The organism is Brachybacterium sp. UMB0905, assembly GCF_002871795.1.
GTDB lineage: Bacteria > Actinomycetota > Actinomycetes > Actinomycetales > Dermabacteraceae > Brachybacterium.
This window is the reverse complement of the sequence record NZ_PNHL01000013.1, coordinates 62,861-84,041: the sequence shown is the minus strand read 5'-3', so window position 1 is coordinate 84,041 and position 21,181 is coordinate 62,861. Positions and strand designations below refer to the sequence as shown.

Annotated in this window: 18 protein-coding genes; 8 read left to right on the top strand and 10 right to left on the bottom strand. The window is 69.3% G+C overall.

From position 1 onward, the window contains the following. Positions 1-26: 26 nt before the first annotated feature. The 6 genes from CJ197_RS12240 to argC form a co-directional block, all read right to left on the bottom strand. A complete protein-coding gene (locus CJ197_RS12240) occupies positions 27-584 on the bottom strand; it encodes an arginine repressor (protein ID WP_102237025.1) in 558 nt (185 codons plus the stop codon). Then, complete coding sequence (gene argF, locus CJ197_RS12235; protein ID WP_102237024.1) at positions 581-1,570, bottom strand: ornithine carbamoyltransferase; 990 nt, start codon at positions 1,568-1,570, stop codon at positions 581-583. The genes CJ197_RS12240 and argF overlap by 4 nt, the downstream gene beginning before the upstream one ends. A gap of 1 nt (position 1,571) precedes the next feature. Continuing rightward, positions 1,572-2,783: an acetylornithine transaminase gene (locus CJ197_RS12230; protein WP_233190918.1), complete on the bottom strand. Its 1,212-nt coding sequence runs from the start codon at positions 2,781-2,783 to the stop codon at positions 1,572-1,574. A gap of 13 nt (positions 2,784-2,796) precedes the next feature. Further along, the gene (gene argB / locus CJ197_RS12225; protein WP_233190916.1) at positions 2,797-3,732 is read right to left on the bottom strand and encodes an acetylglutamate kinase; all 936 of its coding nucleotides are present in this window, start codon (positions 3,730-3,732) and stop codon (positions 2,797-2,799) included. Between the two features lie 76 nt (positions 3,733-3,808). Further along, positions 3,809-4,978 (bottom strand): bifunctional glutamate N-acetyltransferase/amino-acid acetyltransferase ArgJ, encoded by a 1,170-nt coding sequence (gene argJ, locus CJ197_RS12220; RefSeq protein ID WP_102237021.1) that lies wholly within the window; start codon positions 4,976-4,978, stop codon positions 3,809-3,811. 52 nt (positions 4,979-5,030) lie between these two features. Then, the gene (gene argC / locus CJ197_RS12215; RefSeq protein ID WP_158239489.1) at positions 5,031-6,143 is read right to left on the bottom strand and encodes an N-acetyl-gamma-glutamyl-phosphate reductase; all 1,113 of its coding nucleotides are present in this window, start codon (positions 6,141-6,143) and stop codon (positions 5,031-5,033) included. 101 nt (positions 6,144-6,244) lie between these two features. Between argC and CJ197_RS12210 the strand changes: the two genes are divergently transcribed. From CJ197_RS12210 to CJ197_RS12185, 6 genes are all read left to right on the top strand, one after another. Then, on the top strand, positions 6,245-6,883 hold the full coding sequence (locus CJ197_RS12210; RefSeq protein ID WP_102237019.1) for a bifunctional 2-polyprenyl-6-hydroxyphenol methylase/3-demethylubiquinol 3-O-methyltransferase UbiG: 639 nt from the start codon (positions 6,245-6,247) through the stop codon (positions 6,881-6,883). A gap of 361 nt (positions 6,884-7,244) precedes the next feature. Next, a complete protein-coding gene (locus CJ197_RS12205; RefSeq protein WP_233190914.1) occupies positions 7,245-8,339 on the top strand; it encodes an ABC transporter permease in 1,095 nt (364 codons plus the stop codon). Positions 8,340-8,342: 3 nt separating this feature from the next. Then, the gene (locus CJ197_RS12200) at positions 8,343-9,287 is read left to right on the top strand and encodes an ABC transporter permease (RefSeq protein WP_102237018.1); all 945 of its coding nucleotides are present in this window, start codon (positions 8,343-8,345) and stop codon (positions 9,285-9,287) included. Next, positions 9,284-10,420: an ABC transporter ATP-binding protein gene (locus CJ197_RS12195; protein WP_233190912.1), complete on the top strand. Its 1,137-nt coding sequence runs from the start codon at positions 9,284-9,286 to the stop codon at positions 10,418-10,420. Before CJ197_RS12200 ends, CJ197_RS12195 begins: the two co-directional genes overlap by 4 nt. Further along, entirely contained in the window at positions 10,417-11,499 is a 1,083-nt protein-coding gene (locus CJ197_RS12190) for an ABC transporter ATP-binding protein (RefSeq protein WP_102237017.1), read from the top strand. The genes CJ197_RS12195 and CJ197_RS12190 overlap by 4 nt, the downstream gene beginning before the upstream one ends. 6 nt (positions 11,500-11,505) lie before the next feature. Next, positions 11,506-13,224 (top strand): ABC transporter substrate-binding protein, encoded by a 1,719-nt coding sequence (locus CJ197_RS12185; protein ID WP_102237016.1) that lies wholly within the window; start codon positions 11,506-11,508, stop codon positions 13,222-13,224. A 153-nt stretch (positions 13,225-13,377) separates the two neighbouring features. On the opposite strand, the gene CJ197_RS12180 is transcribed toward CJ197_RS12185, so the two are convergent. The 4 genes from CJ197_RS12180 to pheS form a co-directional block, all read right to left on the bottom strand. Then, on the bottom strand, positions 13,378-14,232 hold the full coding sequence (locus CJ197_RS12180) for an endo-beta-N-acetylglucosaminidase (RefSeq protein ID WP_102237015.1): 855 nt from the start codon (positions 14,230-14,232) through the stop codon (positions 13,378-13,380). A gap of 43 nt (positions 14,233-14,275) precedes the next feature. Next, on the bottom strand, positions 14,276-15,391 hold the full coding sequence (locus tag CJ197_RS12175) for a family 20 glycosylhydrolase (RefSeq protein WP_102237014.1): 1,116 nt from the start codon (positions 15,389-15,391) through the stop codon (positions 14,276-14,278). Between the two features lie 63 nt (positions 15,392-15,454). Beyond that, positions 15,455-18,049 (bottom strand): phenylalanine--tRNA ligase subunit beta, encoded by a 2,595-nt coding sequence (pheT, locus tag CJ197_RS12170; RefSeq protein WP_102237013.1) that lies wholly within the window; start codon positions 18,047-18,049, stop codon positions 15,455-15,457. Between the two features lies 1 nt (position 18,050). Beyond that, complete coding sequence (pheS, locus tag CJ197_RS12165) at positions 18,051-19,166, bottom strand: phenylalanine--tRNA ligase subunit alpha (protein ID WP_158239488.1); 1,116 nt, start codon at positions 19,164-19,166, stop codon at positions 18,051-18,053. Between the two features lie 193 nt (positions 19,167-19,359). On the opposite strand from pheS, the gene CJ197_RS15220 reads away from it, so the two are divergent. After that, positions 19,360-20,460: an S-(hydroxymethyl)mycothiol dehydrogenase gene (locus tag CJ197_RS15220; protein WP_158239487.1), complete on the top strand. Its 1,101-nt coding sequence runs from the start codon at positions 19,360-19,362 to the stop codon at positions 20,458-20,460. A 60-nt stretch (positions 20,461-20,520) separates the two neighbouring features. Then, a complete protein-coding gene (locus CJ197_RS15215; protein WP_158239486.1) occupies positions 20,521-21,141 on the top strand; it encodes an MBL fold metallo-hydrolase in 621 nt (206 codons plus the stop codon). The last annotated feature ends 40 nt before the right edge of the window (positions 21,142-21,181 follow it).

The following is a 21,181-nucleotide window of genomic DNA, read 5'->3' as shown; positions in this document are numbered from 1 at the left end:
GTGGGCGCGGGGCGCCCGGAGGGTGATCAGGGGGTGGGGGCCGACGGGGGTGTGCCGGGCTCGGGGGCATCGCGGCGTCCCTCGGCGAGGTTCAGCAGACGCTCGGCCAGACGGTCGCCGCCGGCAGGGTCGCGGGCCACCAGCAGCACCGTGTCGTCGCCCGCGATGGTACCCAGCACATCGGGCATCACGGAGCGGTCCATCGCCGAGGCGAGGTACTGCGCAGCGCCCGGTGGGGTGCGCACCACCACGAGGTTGCCGCTCGCCTCGGCGGAGACCAGCAGGCCTTCGGCGAGGCGGGGCAGACGCGCCTCGAGCAGCTCGCTGCCCTCTCCCGCGGGGCGGCCGGTGCCGTTCTCGGGCGGCAGGCGGTACACGAGCGCCCCGGTGGAGCCGCGGACCTTCTCCGCCTGCAGCTCCACGAGATCCCGGGAGAGGGTGGCCTGGGTGACCTCGAATCCGGCGGCGGTCAGCAGCTCGGCCAGCTGCGCCTGGGAGGAGACCTCCTGCAGGGTCAGCAGCTGGACGATGTGCCGCTGCCGGGAGGTCTTGGTCTGGGCCATGACGCGACGGGGCTCGCTCATCGGGTCACCTCCACGGGTCGGGCATGGGCGGCGGTCTTCTCATCGGGGTGTTCGAGCAGCCAGGTCAGCAGCGCCTTCTGGGCGTGCAGGCGATTCTCCGCCTCATCCCACACCACCGAGCGGGGCCCGTCGATCACCTCGGCGGTGACCTCTTTGCCGCGGTAGGCGGGCAGGCAGTGCAGGAACAGGGACGTCGGGCCGGCGAGGTCCATGATCTCCTCTGTCACCTGGTAGGGAGCGAAGGTGTCCTCCCCGCGGCCGTCCTCGCCCTCCTGTCCCATCGACACCCAGGTGTCGGTGAGCACGGCGGTGGCGCCTCGAGCGGCCTCGTGCGGGTCCGTGGTGACGGTGACGCTGCCGCCGGTGCGCTCAGCGATCACGTGCGCGTCGGCGAGGACCGCGGGATCGGGCTGATGGGCGCTCGGGGCGGCGATCCGTACATCCATGCCGGCATTCGCTCCGCCCAGCAGATAGGAGTGGGCCATGTTGTTCGCGCCATCGCCGAGGTAGGCGAGGGAGCGTCCGGCGAGCGCGGCATCGCCGTCGGCCAGTCCCCCGGTGTGCTGGGCGATGGTCATGAGGTCGGCGAGGATCTGGCAGGGGTGGAACTCATCGGTCAGGGCGTTGATCACCGGCACCGTGGCGACCTGCGCCATCTGGTCGATGCGGTCCTGCCCGAAGGTGCGCCACACGATCGCGGAGGCCATGCGGGTGAGCACGTGGGTGGTGTCGGCGATGGATTCGCCGCGGCCCAGCTGGCTGGAGTCGGCCTCGATCACCAGGGGGCTGCCGCCCAGCTCGGCGATGCCGGTGGCGAAGGAGACGCGGGTGCGGGTGGAGGATTTGTCGAACAGCACCGCGACGGTGCGCGGTCCCTCGAGGGGCCGACGGGCGAAGCGGTCGCCCGCGAGGTTGAGGGCGAGGGCCAGCACCTCTTTCTGCTCAGTCGGCGCGAGGTCATCGTCGCGCAGGAAGTGGCGGGGCATGTCAGTGACCTCCTTCGGTGGCGGCATCGAGCAGGGCCGGCAGCGCAGCGGTGAAGGTGGCGAGTTGCTCGGCGGTGATGATGAGCGGCGGCGCGAGGCGCAGCGTGGTGGGGCCGGTGGCGTTGATGATGAATCCCTGCTCCAGGGCGGCGGTCACCACGCGTGGGCCGATGGGCGCGGCCAGCTCGATGCCGCGCAGCAGCCCGGCACCGCGGACCCCGGTGATCAGCGGATGCCCCAGGGCCATGACCTCGCGCGCAATCTGCTCGCCGAGCGACGCAGCGTGCTCCAGGAGGTGCTCCTCGTGCAAGGTGCGCAGCACGGCGAGGGCGGCGGCGGCCGCGGGCGGGTTGCCGCCGAAGGTGGTGCCGTGCTGGCCCGGCTGCAGGAGGTCATGGACGGCGGGCCCGTAGGCGATGACGGCGCCGATGGGGTACCCGCCGCCGAGCCCCTTGGCAAGGGTCATGACATCGGGCTGCAGGCCCGGGATTGCCTGATGAGCGAACCAGTGACCGGTGCGGCCCACACCGGTCTGCACCTCATCGAGAATCAGTAGGGCACCGTGCTCGCGGGTGAGACGGCGGGCGGCCCGCAGGTATTCGCCATCCAGGGGCCTCACCCCGGCTTCGCCCTGGATGGGCTCAGCGATGAGGGCGGCGACCTCACCGTCGGTGAGGGCCTGCTCGAGCGCCGCCACATCGCCAGCGGGCAGGAACTCGACGCCTCCAGGCAGCGGTTCGAAGGGGGTGCGGTAGGCCTCCTTCCAGGTCAGGGCCAGAGAGCCGAGGGTGCGGCCATGGAAGGAGTTCTCGAGCGCAAGAATCCGGCCGCGTCCCGTGCGGCGGGCGATCTTGACAGCCGCCTCGTTGGCCTCGGAGCCGGAGTTCGCGAAAAACACGCCGGAGCCGGCAGGGGCGCCTGCGAGATGCAGCAGCTGCTCGGCGAGCTCGATCTGCGCCGGGGAGGTGAAGAAGTTCGAGATGTGGCCGAGCGTGGCGAGCTGCTCGCTGACGGCTCCGGTCACGGCGGGGTGCGCGTGGCCCAGGGCGTTCACCGCGATGCCGGCCAGCAAGTCCAGGTACTGCGTCCCGTCGGCGTCCCAGACGTGCGCGCCCTGTCCGCGCACAAGGACGCGCTGCGGGGTGCCGAAGACGGGCAGCAGGGCGTCGCGATAGCGGGCGGTGAGGCTCTCCTGGGTGGGGGTGGTGCTCATCGGGCTTTCCTGCTCAGACATAGTCGTCCCTTCTGACCATCGTGCCCACGCCCTTGGTGGTGAACACTTCCAGCAGCACGGCATGTTCGATGCGGCCGTCGATCATCGCGGCGGTGCGCACGCCCGCATCGACCGCTTCGAGCAGCGCTTCGGCTTTCGGGACCATGCCTTCGGTGAGGGTGGGGAGCATGGTCCGCAGTTCGCTTGCGGAGATCTCGGGGATCAGCGAGTCGCGGTCGGGGAAGTCGCGGTACAGACCCTCGATGTCGGTGAGCATCACGAGCTTCTCCGCGTCCAGTCCCTCGGCGATTGCGGCGGCGGCGAGGTCGGCGTTGATGTTCAGCACCGCGCCCGTGGGCGTGCCAGCGGCATCCACTTCGGGTGCGATCGAGGAGATGACGGGGATCCGCCCGGCCTCGAGCAGGTCCTGGATGCCGGCGGGGCGCACCTGGGTGACAGCGCCGACCAGGCCGATGTCCACCGCCTCGCCGTCCACCTCGGCGGTGCGGCGCTCGGCGGCCAGCAGCCGTCCGTCCTCGCCGCTCATGCCGATCGCGTAGGGGCCGTGCTGGTTGATCAGTCCGACGAGCTCCCGGCCCACCTGGCCGACCAGCACCATGCGCACGATCCGCATGGTCTCCTCATCGGTGACGCGGAAGCCGCCGCGGAACTGCGAGTTAATGCCGACACGGTCGAGCATCCGGGTGATCTGCGGTCCGCCGCCATGGACGACGACCACGTGGATGCCGGCCTGACGCATGAAGACGATGTCGGCCGCGAAGGCGCGGCGCAGCTCCTCGTCGATCATGGCGTTGCCGCCGTATTTGACCACGACGATTGTTCCCGCGAAGCGCTGCATCCAGGGCAGGGCCTCGATGAGCACGGCGGACTTCTCGCGGGCCTCGACCTGGTGGGGTTCGAGCTCAGCGAGGGGGTTCTTGCCGGTCATGGGCATTCCTCCGATCGGAGCAAGGGGCTGTCAGCAGCGGGTGGCGGGGACGGTGGGAGGGTGCGAACGGGTGCTCTCAGGTGGAGTAGGCGCTGTTCTCCTCGACGTACTCGTGGGTGAGGTCGTTGGTCCAGATGTCGGCGCTGGCCTCCCCGGCACCGAGGAAGACTTCGATGAGGCATTCGCGCGGGCTCATGTCCACCAGCTCGCGGTCCTCCCCCACACCGCCGCCGCGGCAGACCATGACGCCGTTGACGCGGACGTCCAGGTCCGCGGGATCAAAGGGGGCGACCTCCGCGGGCACGCAGCCGGCGGCGGCGATGATCCGCCCCCAGTTGGGGTCGTTGCCGTAGATCGCGGCCTTGACGAGGTTGGAGCGGGAGATCTCGCGGGCGACGGCGAGCGCCGCGGCGTCGGTGGTGGCGCCGGAGACAATGATGTGCACGTCGTGGCTGGCGCCTTCGGCATCGGCCACGAGCTGGCGGGCGAGGTCTGCACTCACCGCGCGCACGGCCTCGGCGATCTCGGCAGGGTCCGCCGTGCTGCCGGAGGCGCCGGAGGCCAGCAGAAGCACGGTGTCGTTGGTGGACATGCAGGCATCGGAGTCCACGCGGTCGAAGGTGACGGCGGTGGCCGCGCTCAGGGCCTGCTGGGCCTGCTCGGCGGTGAGGACCGCATCGGCGGTGATGACCACGAGCATGGTCGCCAGTTGCGGGGCGAGCATGCCGGCTCCCTTGGCCATGCCGCCCACGCTCACGCCGCTGGGCAGGGTGGTGCTGGCGGTCTTGGGGCGGGTGTCGGTGGTCATGATCGCCGCGGAGGCCGCTGCATCCGCCTCCGGCCCGGTGGCGAGGGCGGCGGTGGCCGCATCGGCCCCGGCCAGGAGCTTGTCCATCGGGAGACGTTCGCCGATCAGCCCGGTGGAGCACACGAGGACGTCCTGGGCGGAGACGTCCAGCAGCTGCGCGACGTGCTTGGCAGTGCGGTGCGTATCGGCGAAGCCGTCGGGGCCGGTGCAGGCGTTGGCGCCGCCGGAGTTGAGGATCACGGCGCGGGCGCGTCCGTCGGTGAGGGCCTGGCGGGACCAGGTGACGGGGGCGGCTTCGATGCGGTTGGTGGTGAACACGCCCGCGGCCACGTCGAGGGGGCCGTCGTTGATGACGAGGGCGACGTCGGGGTTGCCGCTGGGCTTGAGTCCGGCGGTGACGCCGCTGGCGCGGAATCCGCGCGGCTGGGTGATGCTCATGGGTGCCTCCGGGCTGGGGTGGGGCGGGCTGGTGTGTGGGCGGCGGCGCGGATCAGGGGGCGAGACCAGTGCGGGTCAGGCCGGTGTTCTCCGGCAGGCCTAGCGCGAGGTTGATGGACTGCACCGCAGCACCGGCGGTGCCCTTCATGAGGTTGTCGATGGCGCACAGGACGGTGGCGTGCCCGCTGCGACGGTCCACGACGGCGCCGATGCGGGCGGTGTTCGCGCCGGTCACCTGGGAGGTGGCGGGCATCGTGCCCTCGGGCAGCACGTGGATGAAGTGCTCGCCCGCGTAGGTTTCGGTCAGCGCGGCCAGGAGGTCCGCGGTGGTGACCTGGGGGCCGACGGGGGCGCTGCACACCGCGAGGATGCCGCGGCTCATGGGTACGAGCACCGGGGTGAAGGTGAGGCGGGCGTCTTCGATGCCGGTGGCGCGGCGGATGTTCTGCAGGATCTCGGGGATGTGCCGATGGGTGCCGCCCACGGCGTAGGGGCTTGCGCCACCGGCTGCCTCCGCATACAGCAGATGCTGCTTGGGGGTGCGCCCGGCACCGGTGTAGCCGACGGGCAGCACGGCCTGCAGCTGCGCGGGGTCCACGAGCCCGGCGGCGAGCAGCGGGGTGAGGGCGAGGGTCACGGCGGTGGCGTTGCAGCCGGGCACGGCGATGCGCCGTGCAGTGCGCAGGTGATCGCGCTGGCGGGTGCCGTCTGCGAGTGGCAGCTCGGGCATGCCGTAGGTCCAGGTGCCGGCGTGTGCGCTGCCGTAGTACTCCTCCCAGTCGGCGGCGCGCTCGAGGCGATGATCAGCGCCGAGGTCCACCACAAGGGTGTCGGGGCTCGCGGTCTCGAGCTGGGCGGCGATCTGTCCGGACTGCCCGTGAGGCAGAGCGAGGATCACGACGTCATGGCCGAGGAGGTTCTCGAGGGTGGTCTCCTGCAGGGTCCTGTCCTCCCCGAGGTCCAGGTGCGGGAGGATCTCGCGAAGCGGCGCTCCGGCGGTGGAGTGCGCGGTGAGGGCGCCGATCTCAAGGCCCGGGTGGCCGGCGAGCAGGCGCAGGCTCTCCCCGCCGGCGTATCCGGAGGCGCCGACAAGCGCGACGCGAGGGCGCGCGGCGGTCGGATTGAGGGAGGCCGATGCGGTGGCGGCCGGAGTGCTCTGCGACATGCGCGCAACTCTATGCAGAATCATGCATAGTCTCAATGTGGGTCCGCAGAGCGTGTGCACCGTCACGTCGGCTCCGCGGCACCCGCCCCTACGCTGGGACGATGGACGATGCCCCGCAGCAGCCCCCGCAGTGCGCCGATGACCTCAATGAGTGGACACGGGTGCTGGCCGTGGATCCGGGACACAGTGCGCGTTACGCCGAAAGGTTTCGCCGCATGGCCCGTGAAGGGCAGGACCTCGACGGCGAAGCTCGCCTCATGGATACGCTGGCGCCGCGCAACGCACGGATCCTGGACGCCGGCTGCGGTCCCGGCCGCGTAGCCGGGCGGTTGCACACGCTAGGGCACCACGCCATCGGCGTGGACCTAGATCCGGCGCTGATCGCTGCCGCCAAGGTCGATCACCCCGGCCCCCGCTACCTGGTCGGTGACCTGGCCGAGCTGGATCTGCCCGCGCGCGGGATCAGCTCGCCGATGGATCTCATCGTGTGCGCCGGCAACGTCATGACCTTCCTGGCACCCTCCACCCGTGTCGAGGTGCTGCGACGCTTGGCGCAGCATCTCGATCTACAGGGCCGCGCCGCGATCGGCTTCGGTGCTGGCCGCGGCTATGAGTTCGGCGCATTCCGCGCCGATGCAGCCAGCGCCGGCTTTGTCGAGGAGCTGCTGCTGTCCACCTGGGATCTGCGCCCCTTCACGGCGCACAGCGACTTCCTGGTGGCGGTGCTACGAAGAGGCTGAGGGCGGATTCGGAGCGAGAAGCGGCACGACGCCGCGCAGTGACAGGGCCGTGCACCACACCTCAGTGAACTGATGCGCTGGCCGGTGGCTGCGAGGCCGAGCCCGTCCAGAACGCGCCCCACCCCGCCCCCCCGACCGCTACACCCTCATCTGCGAAGAGCCGGTTTCTGCCGGGGCCATGCCGCAGGCGCTGATCCCGAGGTAACGATTCGAGAAAGACAGACCTCGGAGGATAGGTCGGACCTCTAGCGCGTACTACTCTGTGCTTCACCGGTTAAGTGCTCCGAGGCGACGACGCCCGCGGAGCGCCGCGCCGACCCCACCCCGAAGTACCGACGATGGTGCGAGCGCAGGAGAACCCGTGACGACGAGCACAGGACAGGTGACCGCCGCCGAGACCGGCGATGCGGTCCCACAACAGCCCGCGAGGCCTCGCGCCCGCCGAGTCCCTCCCAACCTGATCTTCCTGGCCAAGCGCCTGGGGACCTACATCGTGGTGTTCCTCATCTCCGTGGTGCTGAATTTCGTGCTGCCGCGCCTGATGCCCAATGACCCGGCGCAGTCGATGATCCGCGACATCTACGAGAAGACGGGCCAGCGCCCTTCTGAGTACCAGATGCGCATCATCCACAACATGTACGGCGACCCTGACCGTCCGATCTGGGAGCAGTTCTGGAACTACCTCCAGCAGCTCTCGCGCCTCGACCTGGGCCGCTCGATCATGTACTACCCGATGGAGGTCACCGACCTCATCAGCCAGGCACTGCCCTGGACGGTGTACCTGGGGCTCATCTCCACCTTGCTGGGCTGGATCATCGGCACCTACCTCGGCGCGCGTCTGGGGTGGAAGCCCGGTCGTCTGCTGGATTCGATCATCACGCCGTTCGCGATGTTCTTTTCCTCCATCCCGCCGTTCTGGCTGGGCCTGCTGCTGGTGTGGTACCTGTCCTACAGCAAGGGCCTGTTCCCCGCCCAGGGCGCGGTCAACCAGCGCATTCGCCCCGCGGAGCTCGGCAACATCGACTTCCTGCTGTCGATCGCCTACCACTCCATCCTGCCGCTGTTCGCCCTGATCGTCGTGGGCTTCACCGGCTGGATGTTCAGCATGCGCAACATGATGATCACGACGGTCAACGAGGATTACGTGCACCTGGCCTACGCCAAGGGGCTGTCCGATGAACGGGTCCGCAATGGCTACGCCGCACGCAATGCACTGCTACCGAACATCACCGGCCTGGCAATGTCCATGGGCGGGGTGCTCATGGCAGTCGTGCTCGCCGAGGCGGTGTTCATCTACCCCGGCCTGGGCGGCTTGATCGGTGCGGCGACCGCCGTGCGCGACTACCCCCTCATGCAGGCTCTGCTCCTGATCGTCATCGTCATGAGCCTGGTCTTCAACTTCATCGCCGACAGCGTGTACGTGCTGCTGGACCCGCGTACCCGAGAGGGGAACTGACCGATGATCCGTCGCTTCCTCGAGAACCCCAAGGTCATCATCGGCCTGGCCATCATCGGCTTCTTCGCTCTGGTGGCTGTGGCCGGAAAGCCCTTTGCCACGCATGTGCTGGACCGCAACCCCACCACCATCTTCCCCGACGCCATGGGCGCGTCGCCCTCCTGGTCGCACCCCTTGGGCACCACCGTCTCCGGCCAGGACGTGCTCACCTGGATGCTGCACGGCACCTACAACTCGATGTTCGTCGGCTTCGCCTCCGCGATCATCGCCTCCCTCATCGCGATCGCGATGGGCACCGCGGCGGGCTTCCTCGGTGGCATCGTGGACCGCCTGCTCAACGGCGTGATCCTGGTCTTCCAGAACATCCCCTCCTTCCCGGTTCTGATCATCGCCGCGACCTTCTGGCGCGAGATGCCGCTGATCGTGGTCTCGGTGCTGATCGGCCTGTTCGAATGGACCGGCGGGGCGCGCCGTATCCGCGCCCAGGCGCTGAGCCTGCGCGGACGCGACTTCACCGCTGCGCTGCGCACTATCGGCGAATCGAAGTTCCGCGTGGTGTTCGTGGAGGTCATGCCGCACCTGTTCGGCATCCTCTCCCCCATCTTCCTGACCCTCATCGCCGCCGGCGTGGGCATGCAGGCGTCCATGGCGATGCTCGGCATCGGCAGCGCCGCCGAACCCAGCTGGGGATTGATCATCAACTACGCCTTCGGCATGAACGCCCTGTTCCGCGGTATGTGGTGGTGGTTCGTCCCGCCTGGCCTGTGCCTCGCGCTGCTGGGCTTCGCCACCACGATGGTCAACTTCGGGATCGACGAGATCACCAACCCCACGCTGAGTTCAAAGCGCATGGCCCTCATGCGGAAGTTCCTCAAGGAGAACCCGCGTCAGGTGCCCGAGTCCGCCACCGCATCCACCCCGACGGCCCGAACCGGAGCGACCTCGTGAACTCCCCCATCACCACTGACCCGGCGCACGTCACGGCCGAGCAGGTCGTCGACGCCAACCAGATCGCCGTCGAGACCACCGCGCAGATCGCCGAGCGCCTAGAACGCTCGCCACTGCTGCTCGAGGCCCGCGAGCTGGACGTCACCTACGTCATCGAAGCCGGTGAGGTACCGGCCTGTCGCGATGTGAACCTCCAGCTACGGCGAGGCGAGATCCTCGGCATCGCCGGGGAATCCGCCTCCGGCAAGTCCACTCTGCTCAACGCCCTCTCGCGCCTGCAGCGGCCCCCAGCGGTCACGTCTGCCGGACAGGTGATCTTCCATCCCACCGACGGGGAGCCGGTGGACCTCACCGCCCTGGACCGCGACGGCCTGCGCCGCTACCGGTGGAACTCGCTGTCCATCGTCATGCAGTCCGCGATGGCATCGCTGAACCCGGTGATGCGCCTGGACAGCCAGTTCATCGACGTGATCATGGAGCATGACAAGTCCATGACCAAGAAGCTCGCACGCGAGCGGGCCGGTGAGCTGCTGGAGATGGTGGGCATCCCCTCCTCGCGGCTGCGGTCCTACTCGTACGAGCTCTCCGGGGGTATGCAGCAGCGGGCTCTGATCGCCCTGTCGCTGGCCTCCAATCCGGAAGTCGTGTTCATGGACGAGCCCACCACCGCGGTGGACGTCGTCATGCAGCGCCAGATCCTCACCCAAATCCTGCAGCTGCAGGCCACCTTGGGCTTTGCGATCGTGTTCGTCACCCACGATTTGTCGCTGCTGCTGGAGATCTCTGACCGCATCGCGATCATGTACGCCGGACGAATCGTCGAGATCGGCATGCCGGAGCATCTGTTCGCCAATCCTGAGCACCCCTACACGCGCGGCCTGCGCGCATCCTTCCCCCCGCTGTCCGAGCCGGTCACCCGCCTCGAAGGCATCCCCGGCACCCCGCCGGACCTGCTGGATCTGCCCAGTGGCTGCGCCTTCCACCCGCGCTGCCCGCTCGCAATCGATCGCTGCCGTGAGGAGCGCCCGCCGCTGGTTCCGAACGACCACGGCTTCGTGGCCTGTCACCGCGCTGGGGAGATCCCCGCCCCGGGCAGCCCTGTCACCGAGACCACCGCGGAGGAGAACCGATGAGCGTCAGCCACACCGCTGCGGGTGCCGCCGAGGTGGCCGCCGAGCGCAACAGCGTGTTCACCACTCGTCGGCTCTCCGTCCATTTCCGCGTGGACACGCCGAACGGGAAGCGGACCGTACGCGCCCTGGACGAAGTGGACTTCACCCTCCATGAAGGCGAGATCGCCGCACTCGTGGGCGAGTCTGGCTCCGGCAAGACCACTTTGGCGCGCGTGTTCTCTCTGCTCTACAGCCCCACCTCCGGTGAGGTGGAGGTCTCCGGGGTGCCGCTCGAGAAAGCCGCGAAGGATGAGCGACGCTACTTCCGGGACGTGCAGCTGATCTTCCAGGATCCCTTCGCCTCGCTGAACAGCCTGAAGAAGATCCGGCACATCGTGGAACGCCCGGTGCGGATCCACAAGATCGCCTCCGGCCGCAAGAAGGTGGCGCAGAAGGTCGCTGAGCTGCTGGAGAAGGTGAACCTCACGCCGGCTTCGCGGTACATCGACCGTTACCCGACGGATCTTTCTGGCGGTCAGCGCCAGCGCGTGGCGATCGCGAAGTCCCTCGCGGTGGACCCCAAGGTTCTGCTGGCCGATGAGCCCACCTCGATGCTGGATGCCTCGATCCGCCTGGAGGTGTTGAACCTGCTGGCGGATCTGCGCGATGAACGGGGCCTGGCGGTCCTGTACATCACCCATGACATCGCTTCTGCCCGGTACCTCTCAGATCGCATCAACGTCATGTACGGCGGGAAGATCATCGAGGCTGGCCCCACCGAAGCGATCGTCTCTGATCCTGTGCATCCCTACACCCAGCTGCTGCTGGATGCCGCTCCGGACCCCGCCCATTACAAGGGGTCAGGGCATTCGGCGGCACTGGCCACATCCTCTGCGGCACCAGTGGACAACTCCGTGGAGGTGATCGGCTGCCGTTTCGCCAACCGCTGTCCCCTGGCCCGTCCGGAATGCACCGGTGCCCCCATCCCCCGTTACACCGGCCCGGACGGGCGCGAAGTGCTGTGCGTCCTGGCCGGCGACCGACCCGATTTCACCCCACCCACCCCTGCCGCTCCCGCGGCTCACCCCACAAAGGAATGATCGAGGATGATCTCTAGCAACATCTCCCGCCGCGGCGTGCTCGGAGCCCTGGGCATCGGCGCGGTCAGCACGGCTGCAGTCGCCTGCTCCGGCGGCAAGGGCGGCTCCGGAGGCAGCGACAACGGCGGTGGCGAGGGCGGCGGCCTGTTCGTCATCGGCACCGGCGTGACCGCCACCAACCAGTTCGCCAAGAACTTCAATCGCTACGGCGGCGGCGACACCGCGCCGGGCCTGGACCTCGTGTACGAGCCGCTGTTCCGTCTGTCCTCCAAGGACGGTGGCCAGCTGCTGCCCATGCTCGCCGAGTCCGCCGAACACTCCGAGGACGGCAAGGAGGTCACCTACCACCTGCGCAAGGGCGTGACCTGGTCCGACGGCGAGCCGTTCACCTCGAAGGATGTCCTGTTCACGCTGGGCTCTATCTACGGCAAGCCCAACCCGAAGCCTGCCGAGGACGAGTTCGTGTGGCTCTCGGACCCGATCGAGACGCCGGACGAGCACACCGTGATCGTCAAGTACAACAGCGATCAGCGTCAGCAGGAGGTGAACCTCGCGCTGTACTACCCGATCGTGCCCGCGCACGTGTACCAGGACGGCGACAAGCTCGAATTCCCGCAGGACATCATGGACAACCCCGTCGGCACCGGACCGGCGACCCTGGAGTCCTTCGACACCCAGCTGGTCACCTACACCATGCGCGATGACTACTGGGGCGGCACCTCCCAGGTGGGCGAGGTGCAGTTCGTTCCCTCCGGCCAGGCCGGCAACATCGAGACCGAGATCACCAAGGGCAACGTCGACTTCGCTGAGGGCGGCGCCCCCGGCGTGGTCAATGGGTTCGCCGACCAGGCGGAGACCAACCACTACTCCTTCATCGCCGACGGTGCCTCCCAGGGCATCATCTTCATGACCGCGCGTCCGGAGTCCCCCATGGCCGATGTGAACGTCCGCAAGGCGTTCCGTGCGGCGATCGACTACGCCGCGGTGATGGAGGCCTCCGGTATCGGCTACACCCTGCCCAACGCCGCAGGTGTGGACCCCATCCTCAACGAGTCCCTGCAGCAGCCTGAGTTCAACTCCCCCATGGAGCTGGACGCCGAGGGCGCGAAGGCGGCGCTGGAGGAGTCCGGCTGGACCGTCAACGATCAGGGCAACCTGGAGAAGGACGGCAAGGAGCACAAGCTGCTGCTGAACATCCAGAACGACAACGCGACCTTCATGGTGACCATGCCGATCGTGGTCTCCAACTGGGAGGAGCACCTGGGCGTCAAGGTCACCTTCGACCCCAAGCCCAAGGACGTCATGGACACGATCCTGGCCACCGGCGAGTTCGACATCGTCGCCTCGGGCCTCGGCTACCCCGGCTCCCCCTGGTCGAACTACACGATGTACGACCAGCCGGTCAAGCCGATCGAGGAAGAGACCAACAACGGCAACTGGGGCCGCTGGGAATGGGGCGAGGAGGCGGAGACGAAGATGCAGATCCTCGTCTCGACGCTGAACACCCCGGAGACGCAGGATCAGATCGCCGAAGGCGTCCAGGGTGTGCAGCAGGCCTTCCTGGAGCAGGCGCCGCACGCGCCGGTCCAGGGCGGCGGCACCGGCGTCATGTACTCCACCATCAACTGGACCGGCTTCCCGGATCCGGCGGATGTGGACTACTTCCCGCGTGTGGGCGGCATGGGTAATCTCACCAACCTGCTCATGGCGATCAAGCCCGCCTGATCCTTGAGCACACGGCAACGGGCCGGTCCCTCCTCGCGGAGGGAACGGCCCGTCCGCTATTCCGGCACCGGTCCTGCGAGTCAGGCCGCTGCACGGGGCGGAACTCTCCGGATGTCGGCACCGGCTGCGGTGCGCAGCTCCGCTCAGCGCGGTTCAGCGGGCATCGGCCGCCCGCAGCCGCTCGCCGATCCGACGGGTCCACGTGTAGTCGGTGCGGGTGATCTCGTCATCGAGGAAGGCGGCGCCGTCACGGTCGATCGCGTAGGAGAACACTCCACCCTTCGTGGCGCCGTCCATCTGCCAGTCAGTGAAGGCCGCCGCGCGGGAGCTCTCGAACGGCTCAGAGGTGTCGTCCCAGCGGTTGAGGTCGAACTCCTCGTAGAAGGAGAAACCGATCAGGTACTGAGCCGGGTCGATCTGTCCGGCGAAACTCTCCCAGGTGCCCTGGAGCGTGTCCACGCCCCGGCCGTAGGACTGGACGAGCACATAGTCGAACGCACTGGCGGTCTCGCGGAACACCTGCTCATCACCGCCGAGGTTCGTGTCGTAGATCAGCAGCTGCTCGGTGCCGGAACGAGGACCCAGCTGCTCGGAAAGAGCGTGGAACACGCCCGCGGCCCGTGCGGCCTGCACCGGCTCGAGCCGCCGCTCCATGTCCACGTCCAGGCCATCCAGGCCGTGCTCGAGGACGAGCTCCTCGATGAGCTTCTGCGCGAGCGCACGGTGCCCGGCGTCGGTGTCCGGGAAATCCTCGTCCAGCAGGAGGCCGATGTCACAGGTGCGCACCACGGCGGTGCCGCGCTCATGCAGCTCGGGGACGTACTCCTCGCGCAGCACCGACCAGAAGCGGTTCTGGGGCGGGGTGAAGTCCGGGAAGACGAAGGCGACATCGACGTCGGCCGGGATATCACCGAAGCGGTTGGGCTTCGCCGGATCGCAGGCCTCGTCGTGCCAGGTGCGGAAGTAGGCCATCTGCAGGCCGGTGCGGTGTCGCGGGCTCGTGACCACGGGTCCTCCTCGAGGCGGGGCGAGAGGTCGGACCTCTATCCTGTCACGTTCCAGAGGCCTGTCCGCGGGTCGGCCGCACGCGGTGCATTATCCGCGCGAACGGCACCAGCCACGTGTCCAGCAGCGCAAAGGTCTCCCGCTCGCCGAGCACCTCCGGCGCATCGCACCACACGGACAGCGAGGCTCCGAGCACCGGGTCCGCCTCCCCCACCGGCACCGGCGGGATCTCCACGTGAACATCCTGGGCGGCGAGGCCCATGAAGCGGCGCGGGTGGAAGGTGTCCGCGAGCAGACCGAAGCGGCGTCGGCCGTGCGGCTCGGGGACCCCATCGGCGGAGAGCACGAAGTACAGCTGGTCCCCGTGGGAGTTGATGACCCGGTACCCGGAGTCCAGGTAATCGGTGACCGACGGAGTCCACTCCCGCCAGCGGATCCACACATCCACCACCGCCTCGCGGGTGATCGGTACGAGCGGCTGCTCGTGGGCTGGGACGATGTGGTCGTTCCACAGCAGCGGGGTCTGTCCGCGTTCCAGCGCCCGCTCGGCGAGCGCGTTCATGAACAGGGCGTAGGAGTCCAGCGCCGTGGCCTCCGGGCCGGCGACGGCGCGAGCGTGCTCGACGAGAGAAGGGAAGCGGTCGGCGCGCTGGGCCTCTTCGTCCTCCCACGGGGCCGCGAAGAACTCATCCCCGCCCAGGTGGATCGCCTCGCCGGGAAACATCCGGGCTGCGGATTCCGTGAGGGCAAGGGCGAGCTCGAGTGCTTCGGGGTGGGAGATGTCCAGCCGGTCCGGGTGCACAGCGCCGGTGCGGTCCCTGAGGTGCAGGTGCTCACGTCCGGCCAGCAGCGCTCCCGCATGGGAGGGCAGGTCGATCTCGGGAATGAGGGCGATTCCGGCCGCATCGGCCGCGCGCACGATCTGTGCCGCATCCTCCGCATCCCAGGCGTCCGGGGCGGCGAGGTGCTCGAAGCCCGGCAGCTGCACCCCCACCCGGTGGGTCTCGGTGAGATGCAGATGCAGCGCCGTGAAGCCCAGCTCCGCCATGCGCCGGATCAGACCGATGACGGCGCCGGGATGGAAGGCTTTGCGGCCCACGTCGAGGCTGAGGCCCACATAGCGGGCGTCGTGAAGGCCGGTGGGCGTGCTTCCGCAGGGCATCGACTCAGCCGTGGCCGGGTCGGTGGCTCACCAGCGCCGACCGCGGCTGAGCAGAGATGCTGGTCATGCGCGCAGCACCCCGCCGACGGCGTCCGCCACCGCGGTGATGCAGCGCTCCCGCGCAGCCCCGATCTTCTTCGCATCCAGCGTGCCCTCGGTGGAGCGCAGCCGCACCGAGAATGCGAGCGACTTCTTGCCCTCGCCGATCTGCTCGCCGGTGAAGACGTCGAACAGGTGCACCTTCTCGGCCAGGTCTCCGATACCCACCACGATCGCGGCCTCCACGGCGCTTGCGGGCACGGACTCATCGACCACGAAGGCGAAGTCCTCCTTGGCCGCGGGGTAGGTGGGGACCGGCTCGGCGCGCACCACCGCGGGGGCGGCAGCGATCACGGCCTCGAGGTCCAGCTCGAGGGCGGCGCTGCGAGCGGGCAGGCCATAGTGCTGGATCACGGCAGGATGCAGCTCCCCGGCATGACCCACGACGCGGGACTCCCCCTCGGCGCCGGTCACACGCAGCTGCCCGACGCGACCGGGGTGGAAGGGAGCGTGCTGGCTCTGGCGCACCTCGAGATCGGCGCCGACGGCGGCCGCAATGCGTCGGGCGAGGTCCAGCGCATCGGCCCAGCCCCACGCCTCCGGGGCGCCCTGCCAGGAGTCCGGTCCCGAGGCTCCGCCGATGAGGGCGGCGATCGCCCCGGTCTGCTGCGGCAGGGCCGCAAAGATCGCCTCAAGCTCCGCGTCGCTGGGCCGGGCCGCAGGGGCCGGCACCGGGGCATTCTGCTCGCTCGCGCGCGAGGTGCTGCCGCGCTGGAAGATCGCCACGGACTCCTCGCCGCGGCCCAGGTTGCGGCGAGCCACCGGCAGCAGGGTCTGCAGCAGCTCGGTGCGCAGCAGCGGCTCATCATCGGCCAGCGGGTTCAGCAGGCGCACGGCGTGGCGGCGCTCGTCATCGGCCTCGTAACCCAGCACATCGAAGACCGACTCTGGGATGAACGGGTACGACGCCACTTCCGTCAGTCCAGCCTCGGCGAGGGCGCGGGCGGCATGGCGGCGGCCCTGCTGGGCACGAGTGAGTCCGCGGCCCCCGGGGGCGGTGGGCAGCTGCGAGGGGATCTGCTCGTAGCCCACCAGGCGCGCCACTTCCTCCACGAGGTCCTCGGGGATCGTGAGGTCCGGCCGCCAGCTCGGCGGAGTGACGGTGAGCGTCCCGTCCGCGCCGGGCTCGACTATGCAGCCGATCTGCTCAAGACTGCCGGTGACCTGCTCGGGGGTGTAGTCGATGCCGACGATGCGCTGGGCATCATCGATCCGCGCGGTGATCGCAGCGGGCTCGGTGACTGTGCCCTCGTCGGTGTGGCGCAGGTCCAGGGTGCCGCCGCCGTACTCGGCCAGCAGCTCGGCGGCACGCAGCGCGGCGATCAGCGGGATCTGCGGGTCCACGCCGCGTTCGAAGCGCTTGGACGCCTCGGAGGGCAGGCGGTGGCGCCGCGCGGTGCGGGCGATGCTCACCGGGTCGAAGGTCGCGGCCTCGAGGATGACGTTCTTCGTGGTCTCGGTGACTTCGGTGTCCGCGCCGCCCATGACGCCCGCGAGCCCCAGCACGCGGTCCCCGTCGGGCCCGGCGCAATCGGTGATCAGCAGGTCCTCGGGATCGAGGGTGCGGGTCACGTCATCGAGGGTGGTGAGCTTCTCCCCCGCTCGGGCGCGGCGCACCACGATCGGGCCGACGAGCTTCTCGCCGTCGTAGGCGTGCAGCGGCTGACCAAGGTCGAGCATCACGTAGTTGGTGACGTCCACGATCAGGGAGATGGGGCGCATCCCGGCCTGGGTGAGGCGGCGAGCCATCCAGCGGGGCGTGCGGGCGGTGGGATCCACCCCGCGCACCTCGAGCGCAACGAACCGCGTGCAGCCATCCGTGCCGTGCAGCGGGGACTCATCGCGCAGCTGCACGGGGATCCCGGCGCCGGTCAGCTCGGGGATCTTGACGGTGGTGGCGGGGTCGGTGAAGTCCGCGCCGGTGGCGTGTGCGTACTCGCGGGCCACGCCGCGCATCGCGAAGCAGTAGCCGCGATCGGGCGTCACGTTGATCTCGACGACCTCATCGCCGAGTCCCAGCAGGGAGACCGCGTCGTCGCCGGGCTCACCAGTCAGCCCCGCGCCGTGGCCGCGGCCCAGCACGATGATGCCGTCCACGCCGTCGGGGTCCGGGCCCAGGCCCAGTTCCTCCCCGGAGCAGATCATGCCGTCGGACAAATGTCCATAGGTCTTGCGGGCGGCGATGGGGAACGGGCCGGGCAGCACGGTACCGGGCAGCGAGACGACCACGAGGTCCCCGGGCTCGAAGTTGTGGGCACCGCAGATGATGCCGCGGGAGGGGCGTTCCTCGCCGGGCTGGGGGTCCTTGGGGTTGTCGAGGTCCTCGTTGTGCTCGGGGCCGACGTCCACGCGGCACCAGTTGATGGTCTTGCCGTTCTTCTGCGGTTCCTTGACGAGGTCGAGGACACGGCCGACGACGAGCGGCCCGGTCACCTGGGCGCCGAAGATCGCTTCTTCCTCGAGGCCCACGCGGGACAGGTCGGTGGCGACCTGCTCGGCGCTCGCGCCGACAGGCAGGGTGGTGTGCTCAGAAAGCCAGGTCAGGGGAATGCGCGGCATCTCAGATCTCCGTCCCGTAGTGCTGGGAGAAGCGGACGTCCCCCTCGATCATGTCCCTCATATCGGCCACTCCGTTGCGGAGCATGAGCAGCCGCTCGATCCCGAGGCCGAAGGCGAATCCCTGGTAGCGCTCGGGGTCCACGCCGGCGGCGCGCAGCACGTCGGGGTGGACCATGCCGCAGCCGCCCATCTCGATCCAGCCGGTGCCGCCGCAGACGCGGCAGTCCGGGGCGGGGTCGTGGTCGGTGCCCAGGCGTGCCTCGCAGCTGAAGCAGCGGAAGTCCATTTCGGCGCTGGGTTCGGTGAAGGGGAAGTGGTTGGGGCGCAGGCGCGTGACGGGGCTGCCGCCGAACAGGTGCGCGGCGAAGGCGTCGAGGGTGCCGACGAGGTTCGCCATCGTGAGGTTCTCGTCGATCGCGAGTCCCTCCACCTGGTGGAACATCGGCGAGTGGGTCGCGTCGATCTCATCGGCCCGGTAGACGGTGCCGGGGCAGGCGACGTACAGCGGAGCGCCGCGCTCGAGCATGGCGCGGATCTGCACCGGGGAGGTCTGGGTGCGCAGCAGCATCCCGGAGTCCTCCGGCGCGAGGTACAGGGTGTCCTGCAAGGAGCGCGAGGGATGCTCGGGGTCCGCGTTCAGAGCATCGAAGTTCATCCAAGAGGACTCGATCTCCGGGCCCTCGGCGATCTCCCAGCCGATCCCGATGAAGAAGTCCTCGATCCGGTCGGTGAGTGCGGTCAGCGGGTGCAGGGCGCCGCGCGGACGACGATCCGTGGGCAGCGTGACATCCACCGTCTCGGTGGCGAGCGCCTGCTCCTGCTCGGCGGCGGTGAGCTCCTCCTGTCGGGCGGCAAGCGCCTTGGAGATCCGCCCCTTGGACTCGCCGACGAGCTTGCCGGTGGCGGCCTTGTGCTCCTTGGGGACCTCGCGCATGGAGCGGCCAGCCACGGTGATCGGCGCGTCATCGCCCAGGTGGGAGATGCGCACCTGCTTCAGCTCCGCGGTGGAGGGCGCGGCGGCGATCGCCTCGAGGGCAGCGGTCACGGCGGCGGTGACGACGGGCTCGGTGACGGCCGTGGGCAGTCCGGCGTCAGGGGCAGGAGGTGTCTGGGACACGGAGTCTCTTTCGTCCGGCGACAGGAGCGGCCCGCGCCAGAGGCAGGGCGGACCGCACAGGACCTGACCATTCTAGGGGGCCGGGCCCCGGTGCGCCGAGGTGTCCCCGCTGTGGTCGACCCGGAACCGATCACGAGCGGTATCGGCCCGATAGGCTGACGGGAAACCCCTGCTCTCGACGAGAGGACCCCCGATGTCTCAGACCGTCAAGGGCGTCATCGCCCGCGCCGCGAACCAGCCCGCCGAGCTCGTGGATGTGGTCATCCCCGATCCGGGCCCGAACGACGTCGTGGTGGACATCGCCGCCACCGGCGTGTGCCACACCGACCTCGCCTACCGCGACGGCGGCATCACCGACGACTTCCCCTTCCTGCTAGGCCACGAATCTGCCGGCTACGTCTCCCAGGTCGGCGAGGACGTCACCCACGTGACAGTGGGCGACTACGTGATCCTGAACTGGCGAGCCGTATGCGGGCAGTGCCGCGCCTGCCGCAAGGGCGTCGCGCAGTACTGCTTCGACACCCACAACGCGTCGAAGCCCATGACCCTCACCGACGGCACCGAGCTCACGGCGGCGCTGGGCATCGGCTCCTTCGCCGAGAAGACCCTGGTCCACGAGGGCCAGTGCACGAAGGTCTCGAAGAACGCCCCGGCGGAGGTCGCCGGGCTGCTGGGCTGCGGGGTGATGGCCGGGATCGGCGCCGCCGTGAACACCGGGCAGATCCAGCGCGGCGAATCGATCGCCGTGATCGGCCTGGGCGGTGTGGGCTGCGCCGCGATCGCCGGCGCCCGCATGGCCGGGGCCACGACGATCATCGGCCTGGATCTGGACGAGAAGAAGCTCGCTGCCGCAAAGGAGCTCGGCGCCACCCACACCCTGTCCACCAAGGACCTCTCCCCCGAGCAGATTGCGGAGAAGGTCCGCGAGCTCACGGGCGGTTTCGGGGCCGATGTGGTGGTCGACGCCGTCGGCATCCCGCAGACCTACGAGACTGCGTTCTACGCCCGTGACCTCGCCGGCCGCGTTGTGCTCGTGGGCGTTCCGCGCCCCGGCGTGGAGGTGACCCTGCCGCTGTTGGACGTCTTCGGCCGAGGCGGGGCGCTGAAGTCCTCCTGGTACGGCGACTGCCTGCCGGAACGGGATTTCCCGTACCTGATCGACCTGTTCGAGCAGGGGCGCCTGCCGCTGGACCGCTTCGTCACCGGCCGCACCGACCTCGAGGGCGTGGATGCGGCCCTGAATGGTCTGCATGACGGCATGAACCTGCGCACCGTCGCGATGATCGGCGCCTGAGCGCACTGGCCCACCCCACGCCAGCACCACACCAGCACCATGACTTCTGAGGAGACTGCGATGACCGCACGACTGGACCACACCACCACCTCCGGCACCTTCACCCTGGACGGCGAGACCTTCGAGGTCGACAACAACGTGTGGGTGCTCGGCGACGATGAGCAGTGCATCGTGTTCGACGCCCCGCACAGCGTCGAGGCCGTCGAAGAGCTCGTCGGCGACCGCGAATGCGTGGGCATCCTGCTCACCCACGCCCACGATGACCATGTGCGCTTCGCCCCTGAGCTGTCCGAGGCGCTCGAGGCCCCGATCCTGCTGAACCCCGCGGACCGTGAGGTCTGGCAGCTCACCCACGGGGATCTGCCCTGGGATGACGATGTGGCCGATGGCGACATGTTCACCATCGCCGGGGTGAACCTCGAGGCCATGCACACCCCCGGCCACTCCCCCGGCTCCACCTGCTACTACAGCGAGGAGCTCGGTGCGGTGTTCACCGGCGACACCCTGTTCCAGGGCGGGCCCGGTGCGACCGGCCGTTCCTTCTCCTCCCGCGAGACGATCGAGGAGTCGATCCGCGAGCGGCTGTTCCAGCTGCCCGCGGACACGGTGGTGCACACCGGGCACGGCCCGGACACCACCATCGGCGCCGAGCAGGAGGCCGCGCGCGGCGACTGGCTCTGAGGGGCGCGGGGCCGGGCTGGTTCGGGGCCCGGCCGCGCGA

Excerpts from the sequence above, each read along its gene's own strand:
- argJ (WP_102237021.1), bottom strand. The coding sequence starts at position 4,978 with ATGAGCATCACCCAGCCGCGCGGATTCCGCGCCAGCGGCGTCACCGCC.
- CJ197_RS12200 (WP_102237018.1), top strand. The coding sequence starts at position 8,343 with ATGATCCGTCGCTTCCTCGAGAACCCCAAGGTCATCATCGGCCTGGCC.
- pheT (WP_102237013.1), bottom strand. The coding sequence starts at position 18,049 with ATGCCGCGCATTCCCCTGACCTGGCTTTCTGAGCACACCACCCTGCCT.
- CJ197_RS12190 (WP_102237017.1), top strand. The coding sequence starts at position 10,417 with ATGAGCGTCAGCCACACCGCTGCGGGTGCCGCCGAGGTGGCCGCCGAG.
- CJ197_RS12230 (WP_233190918.1), bottom strand. The coding sequence starts at position 2,783 with ATGAGCACCACCCCCACCCAGGAGAGCCTCACCGCCCGCTATCGCGAC.
- CJ197_RS12240 (WP_102237025.1), bottom strand. The coding sequence starts at position 584 with ATGAGCGAGCCCCGTCGCGTCATGGCCCAGACCAAGACCTCCCGGCAG.
- CJ197_RS12210 (WP_102237019.1), top strand. The coding sequence starts at position 6,245 with ATGGACGATGCCCCGCAGCAGCCCCCGCAGTGCGCCGATGACCTCAAT.
- argB (WP_233190916.1), bottom strand. The coding sequence starts at position 3,732 with ATGACCGGCAAGAACCCCCTCGCTGAGCTCGAACCCCACCAGGTCGAG.
- CJ197_RS15215 (WP_158239486.1), top strand. The coding sequence starts at position 20,521 with ATGACCGCACGACTGGACCACACCACCACCTCCGGCACCTTCACCCTG.
- argF (WP_102237024.1), bottom strand. The coding sequence starts at position 1,570 with ATGCCCCGCCACTTCCTGCGCGACGATGACCTCGCGCCGACTGAGCAG.
- CJ197_RS12175 (WP_102237014.1), bottom strand. The coding sequence starts at position 15,391 with ATGCCCTGCGGAAGCACGCCCACCGGCCTTCACGACGCCCGCTATGTG.
- CJ197_RS15220 (WP_158239487.1), top strand. The coding sequence starts at position 19,360 with ATGTCTCAGACCGTCAAGGGCGTCATCGCCCGCGCCGCGAACCAGCCC.
- argC (WP_158239489.1), bottom strand. The coding sequence starts at position 6,143 with ATGTCGCAGAGCACTCCGGCCGCCACCGCATCGGCCTCCCTCAATCCG.
- CJ197_RS12185 (WP_102237016.1), top strand. The coding sequence starts at position 11,506 with ATGATCTCTAGCAACATCTCCCGCCGCGGCGTGCTCGGAGCCCTGGGC.